Here is a 10,013-nt window from a genome sequence, read left to right as displayed (position 1 = left end):
ACGATGGCGACGCGGCGTCCGGCGGCCCGCGGCTCGGCGGCGCCTGCTTCCATGACGGGCTCCTGCTGGTCGGTCGAGCTAGGATCGGGGCGTCAGAAGGCCGCGCGGCGCAATGACGGTGCCCGGTGGGTGGAGAATCGTGGAGGGGGCGGGAGGGCGCAACGGAGGTGGGGCGATTCGTCGGTCCCTGGAGGCTACGTGCCGCCGAAGATCTGGTTGAGAAGCACGATCACACCCATTACCACGGCTGCGACCACCCCCAGGGTGGCGGCGTCGGAGATCGTTGCGTCCCCCGCGATGATCTCGATCTCCGGCTCAGGAGTCATCGGCACGGCCACGACGAGTCCCTCCAAGGCGTTCGCCGATCGACCGTTGGCCCGTTGGCCAGAGTTGACCAGGACCAGGATCGTATCAGGCCGCAACTCCCGAACCCGCCCCATGAGCCGCGTCACCTGCTCTGTCGTCTGCCCTCCGACCTCCACGACCTCCACGGCCGCGTCGAAGCGCATCCGAATCGCGGCGCCTGGCTCGACAACGCCCGGAGCAGGGGGCGCGACGACGCATCCGGACGCTAGGAGTGCGGGGATCGCCGGTAGAACGGACGCCAAGTAGCTCGGCCAGAGCTTCGGCATGAATCGCGCTCCCATCACGTGCCCGCGCCCCCCCACGTAGCCAACGCGTAAAGCATGGCCGACAAAGTGGCCGCCGTCAGCCCTCCGACGATCGCCCAATCGACCCCCGTCGCGTTCTTCTGGATCACCTCGATCTCGGCCTCGCCGTCCGTCGCGACCGGCACGGTCAGGCCGCTGAGTCGCCGGGTCGACCCTCCTTCGAGCGTACGGACGCTCGACACCTCGACCAGCACCGAGTCGTCGGTCGCGCCCGTCACTCGGCCCACCAGCGACTCGATGTGGATGACGGGCTCTCGGGATCCTTCCGGGGCCGGTACGGCTAGCGGATCGGGGAACACGATTCGGACGGCCGTGTCCCGGATCGGCGCCTCCGGCCCCATCGGCCGGCGCGTCGAGCATGAGGAGACGAGCGCCGTTAGCACGGCAACCGCCGTCAACGGGAGTGGGCGATGGAATCTCGGCATCGATGGACCTCGTCGGTTACGGTGTCCCGACTCGCTCGGGATCTCGGCGAGAATCTCCGCGGGATCGGTCAACCCGGTGTCGTGGCCCTGTCAACCGCGACAGAAATCCGCCCGCACGATCGTCACTTCTGCGATGCCCACCGCCAGCAAGGAGCGCCGCCGTGATCGCCCGTTTGACCGTTCTCGCCTCTTTGACCGCCGTCGCGCTGATCGCCCTTCCCGAATCGCCCGAGGCCGACTCGGCCACGAACGGCGCGGACTCACCCGCCGCCGTCGCGGACGGATCGGGCGATGTCCACCACGCCCCGCTTGACGAAATCGCCCGGATTCGCAGCCACCTCGTCCGGGTGGGGGGCATCCTCCGCGAGGCCGACATATCGCACCTCACGGTTACTCAACGGCGCGCCCGCGCCCAGAACATCGACCGCCTCGAACGCTACGCGGCGACCGGAGTCTTCCCGCACAATCACGTGGTGCCCGGCGAGCGCGTACCGGTCTTCGTCGATGAGCACGGGACGCATTGCGCGGTCGGCTATCTGATCGCGATGTCGGGGGAGTGGGACCTGGTCGAGCGGGTGCGGTCGACCAACAACCTGGTGCGCGTCCCCAAGCTGGCAGGCGACCCGGAGCTGGAGGCATGGCTGGAAAAGTCGGGGCTCACGTTGGAGGAGGCGGCGCTGATCCAGCCAACGTACGGGCACATCCCCGGGCCGTCCTCGACGACGGGCGCGCAGCGCGCTTACGAGGCGGGCACGATCGCCGCGTCAGCGTTCAGCGGCGCGAGCATGGCTTGGAGCCTGCTCGCGGCGGACGACGGGGACGCGCGCCGCACCGCGGGCAAGGTCGGGGTCGGCATCGGATTCGGCCAGATCGCCCTCGGGGCGCTCGGCATCGCGGTCGACGATGACGAGTTTGGCGACACCCAGATCGGCGACCGGTTCCTGACGGCGAACTTCGCGGTGGGGGCGCTCACGGCCGCGCTCGGGCTGCGGCTACTACTCGGTGGAGAGGAGGACGGCGAGACTGGGTTGGGCAACGCCACGGGTCGAGGGGCCGGGACTGACGCCGCGCGGTTCGAGTTGGCGCCCTACGTGGCCGACGGTGGAGAGGCGGCGGGTGTACGGTTGAGCGTTCGGTTTTGAGGGGGGGGCCGATGACCTCAATGGGCTCGGTCGGCGATGCCTACGACAACGCCCTGTGGGAGAGCTTCTTTGCCGCGCTCTAGTGTGAGCTGTGCGAGCGCCGACGTTGCTGGACCCGAACCGAAGCGAGGCCGGCAACCTTCGACTTCATCGAAGGCCTCTACGACCCGCGCTGGCCGAATCCGAGCATCCAGTACATTGCTGCCCCGATACCACCCCCAATGAAGACACTCATGACCAACGTCCATATGATCCATTCGGTAGTGCTCATCCCCTCCTGGGTAAATAGGAACGCGCCTCCAACGACCGGCGCTGCTATGGCTGCACCTACCGCACCCGCTCTACCTGCGCTAGAAATAACAGGCTTCGCCGCACCCACCACACCTCCGGCGAACAACCCAGTAACAAGATAACCCATAGACAGGCCCCAGGCGCTCACCGTCACACGTCCCATAGTGTAGCCGCCGTCAGGTTCCCCAAAGAACGCTAGAGGCGTCAACAGAATCCCCGTAACAATGCCTGTTAGGGCTCCAAGAATCACACGATTCCCCATTGCAGCTCCCGCTGGTCGCATATTCAACAAGCCCTACGAAACGCACCATAATTGTCCCCGAGTGTGGCAAAGGGCACCAGAGCCTTGACGAGGCCGTCCGTTGCGATGCCAAGTCAGTCAGTTCGGCCTCAACCACAGGCGACGCGCGAGGCGTCATCCACGCACACGTGCAGGTATTCCCAGCCTGGAGCGGGATCGTCCTGCAGTGGGCATCTCAGATCACTTGGTGGTGAGGTCGTGCAGCGTCGCCCCAAGCCCCCGCTTACCGCCCCCCCAACCCCTCCGTCCCCAACGCCTCCCCCAGCGCGTCGAAGCCCAGCAGCGCGCACTTGATGCGCACCGGAAACTTCGCCACGCCCGACAGCGCGCGCAGGTTGCCGAGCTGCTTGTCGCGGGCGGCTTCGGGGTCGCCGTGCATCATGTCGTTGAAGCGGGCGATGAGGGCGCCGGCCTCGGCCACGGGTCGGCCCTTGAGCATCTCGGTCATGATGGAGATGGAGGCCTGCGAGATGGAGCAGCCGCGGCCGCTGAAACGGACGTCGCGGATGACGTCGTCGTCGACGGCCAGTTGGAGGAAGATCTCGTCGCCGCACACGGGGTTGTTGAGGTGGGCGGTGTGGCTCGCGCCCTCGAGATCGCCCTTGTTCCGGGGGCGCTTGAAGTGGTCCAGGATCAGCTCCTGGTAGAGCAGCCCCACGTCCGGGGTGGAGCGATCGATCTCTTCGGGGTCGATCGCGTCCAGCTCGGTCGATGCGTTCATCCGAACAGCCTCCGCGCCACCCTCAGGCCGTCGACCAGGCGGTCGATGTCGTCGGTGCTCGTGTAGACCCAGCAGGACGCGCGCGTGGTGGCGGCCACGTCCAGCGCGCGCATGAGCGGCTGCGTGCAGTGGTGGCCGGCGCGCACCGCGACGCCCTCGCTGTCCAGTATGGTGGCGACGTCGTGCGGATGGATGCCTTCCGTGTCGAAGGAGAACACGGCGATCCGCTCGGCGGGGTGGTTGGGGCCGAACATGCGCACGCCGTCGACGCCGGCCAGCGCCTCCAGGCCGTACTCGGTGAGCGAGGTCTCGTGGGCCGTAATGCGAGCGTGGCCTAGCGCGGTCAGGTAGTCGGCGGCCGCCGCCATCCCCACCGCGCCCGCCACGTTGGGCGTGCCCGCCTCGAACTTGTGCGGCACCTCGGCCCAGGTCGACGAATCCGGACCCACGATCGAGATCATCTCGCCGCCGCCCTGGTAGGGGGGCATCTCCTCCAGCAGCTCGCGCCGCGCCCACAGCGCCCCAATACCCATGGGGCCGCCCATCTTATGCGACGATATTGCGTAGAAGTCGACGCCAAGCGCGCCCACGTCGACATCCGCGTGCGGCGCGCCCTGGGCGCCGTCGACCATGACCTTGGCGCCCACCGCGTGCGCCATCTCGGCGATCTCGGCGACCGGGTTGATGGTGCCGAGGGCGTTCGAGATGTGGTTCACGCACACCACGCGGGTGCGCCCGTTTAGCAGCCCGGCCAGCTCGTCCAGGCGCAGCCTGCCCTGCTGGTCGATGCCGAACCAGCGGATCTTCGCGCCCACGCGCTCGGCGAGGAGCTGCCACGGGACGATGTCCGAGTGGTGCTCGAGCCCCGACAGGACGATCTCGTCGCCCTCGCCCACGTTGGCGCCGCCCCACGCCGAGGCGACCAGATTGATCCCCTCGGTGGTGCCGCGCACGAACACGATCTCGGCGGCCAGCGACGCGCCCAGGAAGCGGGCGATGGTGGCGCGGGCGGCCTCGAAGCGCTCTGTGGAGCGCAGCGACAGTTCGTATATGCCGCGGTGCACGTTGGCGTTGTCGTGCTCGTAGTAGTCGACGATCGAGTCGATCACGGCGCGCGGGCGCTGCGCAGAGGCGGCCGTGTCCAGGTAGACCAGCGGCTTGCCGTGGGCCGTCTGGTCGAGCGCCGGGAAGTCCCGAGCGATCTCGCGCGGGTCGAGCGCGAGCGCGTTCTGCGCGTCCTCCGCGACGCCGGCCGCGGGCGCGTCCGTCTCGGGCGCCGCGCGCACGGTGCTCACCCCAGGTCCACGAGGACGTCGTCGCCGTCGACCCTAACGTCGTAGGTCTTCACGGGGCGGATCGCGGGTAGTGCCAAGGCGCGGCCGCTGGCGACCTCGAAGCGCGCGCCGTGCAGCACGCACTCCACGGTGCCGCCGTCCAGCTCGCCCTCGGACAGGGCGAAGTCCTGGTGGCTGCAGTTGTCCTGGAGCGCGTACAGGGTGCCCTCCACGTTGGCCAGGCAGACGGCGTGGCCCTCGGCCTCGACGGCCAGCAGAGAGCCCTCGGGGATCTGGTCGACCGACGCGACGCGGACGAAGGTGTCGGTCCCCTCAACCATGGTGCCAGCCGATCTTGCGGGAGATCGCCTCGCGCAGCTCCTCTACCACCCCGGGCAGCGGGAGCCGCTCCAACACCTCGCCGAAGAAGCCGAAGATCACGAGCCGCTCGGCCTCCTCCTTGGAGAGCCCGCGGCTGCGCAGGTAGAACATCTCCTCGGCGTCGAGCTGGCCCACCGTGGCGCCGTGCGAGCAGCGCACGTCGTCGGCCTCGATCTCCAGGTTGGGGAGCGAGTCCGCGCGCGCCTTGCCGGACAGCAGCAGGTTGCGGTTGGTCTGGTACGCGTCGGTGCGCTGCGCGCCCGGGAAGACCTTGATGATGCCGCGGAAGATCGAGCGCGTCGCGTCGTAGAGCGCGCCCTTGTAGAGCAGGTCGCTCGTGGCGTGGTCGGACACGTGGTCCTGGCGCGTGTTGTGGTCGAAGTGCTGGTCGTCGTGCGCGAAGTAGAGGCCCAGCATGTCGCTGCGCGCCCCCGGGCCCTCCAGGCTCGCGGCCATGTCCACGCGCGCCACGCTGGCGCCCAGGTTGACGACCAGCGTGTCCAGGTTGGCGTCGCGCTCGGCGATCGTGCGGAGCTGCGACAAGTGCCGGACGCCCCGCCCCCAGCGCTGCAGCCCCACGTACTGCACCTGCGCGGCCTGCTTGGCGAAGACCTCGACCGCGCCGATCGACAGCGCCGGTTCGTCCAGGTCGGACGAGGCGAACTCGTCCACGTAGGCGACCTGGCTGCCCTCCTCGGCCACGATCAGCGTGCGCGGCAGCAGCGCGACTCCGCCCCGCTCGATCGAGCGGCGCACGCGCACCGGGTGCTCCAGCCGCACGCCGCGCGGCACGTAAAGGAACACGCCCGCGCCCCACAGCGCGCCGTTCAGCGCCTGGAACTTGCCCGCGTCGGCGGATACCGCGCGGCCCAGGTACTCGCGCACCAACTCGGGCTGCTCGCGCGCGGCGGTGGCCAGGTCGGTGAGGATCACGCCTTTCGCGGCGTACTCCTCCTCGAAACCAATGCGCACCGCCGCGCCTTCATCGCCCGCGCCGAACGTCACCTCGTCCAGCCCGAGCTGCGACACCTTGGTGTAGCGCCACTCCTCCTGCTTCGTGGTCGGCATGGGCGTGGCCAGGTAGGTCTCCCACGCCGCCAGCCTCGCCTCGCGCAGCCAGTCGGGCTGGCCCGACGCGGCCGCCTCCACCTCGCTCACGTCGAGCGCCTCCAGGCCGCGCGTCTCGGCGACCGCCACGTCGCGGTCTTCCAGCACCCCCACCGCCTCAGCCAACGCTCCCCTCCATCTCCAGCTCGATGAGCCGGTTCAGCTCCACCGCGTACTCGAGCGGGAGCTGCTTGGCGATCGGCTCGATGAAGCCGCGCACGATCATCGCGGCGGCCTCGTCCCCGGACAGCCCGCGGCTCATCAGGTAGAAGAGCTGCTCGTCGCCGATCTTCGAGACCGTGGCCTCGTGGCCGATGCTCGCGCTCTCCTCCTCGATCTCGATGTAGGGGAAGGTGTCGGTGCGCGCGTCCTCGTCCAGCAGCAGCGCGTCGCACTCCACGTTCGACTTCGCGCCGGTGGCGCCGTCGTAGACCTTGCACAGCCCGCGGTAGGACGCGCGCCCGCTGCCCCTGGAGATCGACTTCGACACGATCTGCGAGGTGGTGCGCGGCGCCGCGTGGATCACCTTGCCGCCGGTGTCCTGGTGCTGCCCCGGACCCGCGTAGGCGATCGACAGGATCTCGCCGTTGGCGCCCTCGCCCACCAGGTAGCAGGACGGGTACTTCATGGTGAGCTTGGAGCCCAGGTTGCCGTCCAGCCACTCCATCTTGGCGTTCTCGTGCACCAGCGCCCGCTGGGTCACGAGGTTGTACATGTTGTGCGACCAGTTCTGGATCGTGACGTAGCGGAAGCGCGCGTTGGGCTTGACCACGATCTCGATCACGCCGGAGTGGAACGACTCGGTCGAGTAGACCGGAGCGGTGCAGCCCTCGATGTACTGCGCCTCGGCGCCCTCGTCGACGATGATCAGCGTGCGCTCGAACTGCCCCATGCGCTCCGCGTTGACGCGGAAGTAGGCCTGGAGCGGGATCTCGACCTTCACGCCCTTGGGGATGTAGACGAAGGAGCCGCCCGACCACACCGCCGAGTTCATCGCCGCGAACTTGTTGTCCGCCGGCGGGATGATCGTGGCGAAGTGCTCGCGGAAGAGCTCCGGGTGGTTCTTCAGGCCGTCCTCGATCGAGTCGAAGATCACGCCCTTCTCCTCCCACTCCTTCTTGAGCGAGTGGTAGACCATCTCCGACTCGTACTGCGCGCCCACGCCCGCGAGCGCCTTCCGCTCGGCTTCGGGGATGCCCAGCTTCTCGAAGGTGTCCTTGATCTCCTGCGGCACGTCGTCCCAGGACCGCTCCATCTGGTCCTGCGGCTTGATGTAGAAGTAGATCTCGTCGAGCGTCTCCTGCAGCGTGGTCAGGTCGCCGCCCCACTCGGGCATGGGCTTGGACTCGTAGATCTTCAGCGCCTTGAGCCGGAAGTCGAGCATCCACTCGGGCTCATCCTTGTGCGCCGAGATCTGCCGCACGATGTCCTCGTCCAGCCCCGGACGCGCCTTGAAGACCGGCTTGTCGTCTGTGACGAAGTCGTACTTGTAGGTGTCGAGGTCCAGCTCCTGGAGCGTCTCGTTCTTGGGCATGATTCCCTCAGACGCCCGCCGCGACGGTCTCGGCCGCGCGGAAGGACTCGTAGCCGCCGGCCTCCAGCTCGTGCGCCAGCTCGGGGCCGCCCGAGCGGACGATGCGGCCCCCCACCATCACGTGCACGTGGTCCGGCTCGATGTAGTTCAGCATGCGCTGGTAGTGGGTGATCAGCAGCACCGACATGTCGTCGCGCTCGGCGGCGAGCTTGTTGATGCCCGAGGCGACGACCTTCAGCGCGTCGATGTCCAGCCCCGAATCGGTCTCGTCCATGACCGCCAGGGTGGGCTCGAGCATGGCGAGTTGGAGGATCTCGTTGCGCTTCTTCTCGCCGCCGCTGAAGCCGTCGTTGACGCTGCGCTGCGCGAACGTCGGGTCCATCTCGAGCAGCCGCATGCGGTCCAGGAGCTGCTCCTGGAAGTCGAAGATGTCCAGCTCTCCCTCGTGCCGGGCCTGCACGGCGGTGCGCAGGAAGTTGGCGATGGAGACGCCGGGGATCTCGACCGGGTACTGGAACGCCAGGAAGACGCCCGCCAGAGAGCGCTCCTCGGGCTCCAGCTCCAGCAGGTCATCGCCCTTGAAGGCGACCGACCCGCCGGTGACCTCGTAGCCGGGGTGGCCGCTGAGCACGTTGGCCAGCGTGCTCTTGCCGGACCCGTTTGGGCCCATGATGGCGTGGATCTCGCCGTGGCCCATCTCCAGGTCCACGCCGCGCAGGATCTCCGTCCCGTCGCCCTCGGCCACGCGCGCGTGAAGGCCCTCTATCTTCAAAAGTGGTGCGCTCATATCTCCCGCCGGGCCGAAGACACGGAAGGGGGATCACCAGTGGTGAGATCCCCCACGTCCCCTCGCCTCACAGCCCTTGTCAAGAATGATTCTCGGTATCAATGAGCAAGGTAGGGGAGGACCGGGGTGGGGTCAAGGCGGAGCGGGGCCGCCTCCAGCATTCTCCCGCCCCGGTGGCACCCTCCCTAGTGGTTCATGACCGATGCGACACATCAAGGGCGCTGCACGGTACGCGTGCGGCTCGAACGGACGCATATCGAAATCTCGCTGGAACCGGGTTTCACCGAAGCCGACCTGGCGGTCGTCCGGGGGCTTCCCCACCGGCGCTGGGACTCCGCCCGCCGCCTTTGGACGGTACCGGAGCCCGAGGCGGCCCTTGCGGTCCTGAGAGCGAGTTTCGGCCCGAAACGTGTCCTGGTGTCGGAGGTTCCGGCCGAAACGGGCCCGGCCGAGCCCCCCGACCCCGCGGACGAGCTCCTCGAGCGCTCCCGCGAGCAGCTACTACTCCGAGGCTACAGCCCTCGGACGCGAAGGGTCTACCTGGGACACCTTCGGCGCTTCGTGACCTGGGTGGCCATTCAATCATCGGGCGGCGACGGCATCCCGTCGTCGCGACACGGCAACGCGCGCGGCCGGGAAGATCCGGATACTCGAGGCCCGCTCGATCTCTCGCACCCGGACGCGGAGGCGCTCGTTCAGAGATACTTGCTGGAGCTGATCCAGATCCGCCGGGTCTCGCGAAGCTACCACAGCCAGGTCGTGAGCGCCCTGCGCTTCCTCTTCGAGGCCGTTCTGGGGCGACCCAGGCTGGCTCTGGCCATACCTCGACCGAAGAAGGAGCGGCGCCTGCCCGAGGTCCTGAGCCCCGAGGAAGTCGCCCGGTTGCTGGAGAAGACGCGGAATCCCAAGCACCGGGCGCTGCTGATGCTCCTCTACTCGGCGGGGCTGCGCGTCGGGGAACTGATCCGGCTCAGGCCGGCCGACCTGGAGCTGGACCGCGGCATGATCCGCGTCCGCAGGGGTAAGGGAGCCAAGGATCGGGTAACCCTCCTGGCCGACCGCGCGGTGGCGGCCATCGAGACGTATCGGGCGGCCTACGCGGCGGACGAGTGGCTATTCCCGGGTGCGCGGAAGGGCCGGCACCTCACGAGCCGTTCGGTGCAGCGGGTGGTTGCCCGTGCCGCGCGCGCCGCCGGCATCCGCAAGCGCGTCACGCCACACACGCTCCGTCACAGCTTCGCCACCCATCTGCTCGAGGCAGGCACGAACCTCCGCTTGATCCAAGAGCTGCTCGGGCACGGCAGCGCGCGAACCACGCAGATCTACACTCACGTCGCACGAACCGCTCTGGAATCGATTCGGAGCCCCCTCGACAACCT

Annotated in this window: 10 protein-coding genes and 1 pseudogene; 3 read left to right on the top strand and 8 right to left on the bottom strand. The window is 68.4% G+C overall.

Going from position 1 to position 10,013, the window contains the following annotated elements:
- Positions 1 to 194: 194 nt before the first annotated feature.
- Both ABFS34_14795 and ABFS34_14790 read right to left on the bottom strand, forming a co-directional pair.
- A complete protein-coding gene (locus tag ABFS34_14795) occupies positions 195 to 509 on the bottom strand; it encodes a hypothetical protein (GenBank protein MEN8376692.1) in 315 nt (104 codons plus the stop codon).
- 137 nt (positions 510 to 646) lie between these two features.
- Positions 647 to 898 (bottom strand): hypothetical protein, encoded by a 252-nt coding sequence (locus ABFS34_14790; GenBank protein ID MEN8376691.1) that lies wholly within the window; start codon positions 896 to 898, stop codon positions 647 to 649.
- 359 nt (positions 899 to 1,257) lie between these two features.
- Between ABFS34_14790 and ABFS34_14785 the strand changes: the two genes are divergently transcribed.
- Positions 1,258 to 2,238, top strand: a complete 981-nt coding sequence (locus tag ABFS34_14785; protein MEN8376690.1) for a hypothetical protein — start codon at positions 1,258 to 1,260, stop codon at positions 2,236 to 2,238.
- A 17-nt stretch (positions 2,239 to 2,255) separates the two neighbouring features.
- A pseudogene (locus tag ABFS34_14780) lies at positions 2,256 to 2,408 on the top strand (IS3 family transposase).
- A 645-nt stretch (positions 2,409 to 3,053) separates the two neighbouring features.
- On the opposite strand, the gene sufU reads toward ABFS34_14780, so the two are convergent.
- The 6 genes from sufU to sufC are packed head-to-tail and all read right to left on the bottom strand — an operon-like array spanning position 3,054 to position 8,634.
- Complete coding sequence (sufU, locus tag ABFS34_14775) at positions 3,054 to 3,551, bottom strand: Fe-S cluster assembly sulfur transfer protein SufU (GenBank protein ID MEN8376689.1); 498 nt, start codon at positions 3,549 to 3,551, stop codon at positions 3,054 to 3,056.
- Positions 3,548 to 4,846: a SufS family cysteine desulfurase gene (locus ABFS34_14770; GenBank protein MEN8376688.1), complete on the bottom strand. Its 1,299-nt coding sequence runs from the start codon at positions 4,844 to 4,846 to the stop codon at positions 3,548 to 3,550. Before ABFS34_14770 ends, sufU begins: the two co-directional genes overlap by 4 nt.
- Positions 4,843 to 5,166 (bottom strand): non-heme iron oxygenase ferredoxin subunit, encoded by a 324-nt coding sequence (locus tag ABFS34_14765; protein MEN8376687.1) that lies wholly within the window; start codon positions 5,164 to 5,166, stop codon positions 4,843 to 4,845. Before ABFS34_14765 ends, ABFS34_14770 begins: the two co-directional genes overlap by 4 nt.
- Positions 5,159 to 6,439, bottom strand: a complete 1,281-nt coding sequence (sufD, locus tag ABFS34_14760) for a Fe-S cluster assembly protein SufD (GenBank protein MEN8376686.1) — start codon at positions 6,437 to 6,439, stop codon at positions 5,159 to 5,161. Before sufD ends, ABFS34_14765 begins: the two co-directional genes overlap by 8 nt.
- Complete coding sequence (gene sufB / locus ABFS34_14755; GenBank protein MEN8376685.1) at positions 6,432 to 7,847, bottom strand: Fe-S cluster assembly protein SufB; 1,416 nt, start codon at positions 7,845 to 7,847, stop codon at positions 6,432 to 6,434. The genes sufD and sufB overlap by 8 nt, the downstream gene beginning before the upstream one ends.
- A 7-nt stretch (positions 7,848 to 7,854) precedes the next feature.
- Positions 7,855 to 8,634, bottom strand: a complete 780-nt coding sequence (sufC, locus tag ABFS34_14750; GenBank protein MEN8376684.1) for a Fe-S cluster assembly ATPase SufC — start codon at positions 8,632 to 8,634, stop codon at positions 7,855 to 7,857.
- 195 nt (positions 8,635 to 8,829) lie between these two features.
- Here sufC and ABFS34_14745 point away from each other — a divergent pair.
- Positions 8,830 to 10,013, top strand: a 1,184-nt coding sequence (locus tag ABFS34_14745) for a tyrosine-type recombinase/integrase (GenBank protein MEN8376683.1), incomplete at its 3' end; no start/stop codon positions are given.

It is taken from the genome of Gemmatimonadota bacterium (genome assembly GCA_039715185.1).
Classification (GTDB): domain Bacteria; phylum Gemmatimonadota; class Gemmatimonadetes; order Longimicrobiales; family RSA9; genus DATHRK01.
This window is presented reverse-complemented; position numbering and strand designations above follow the sequence as displayed.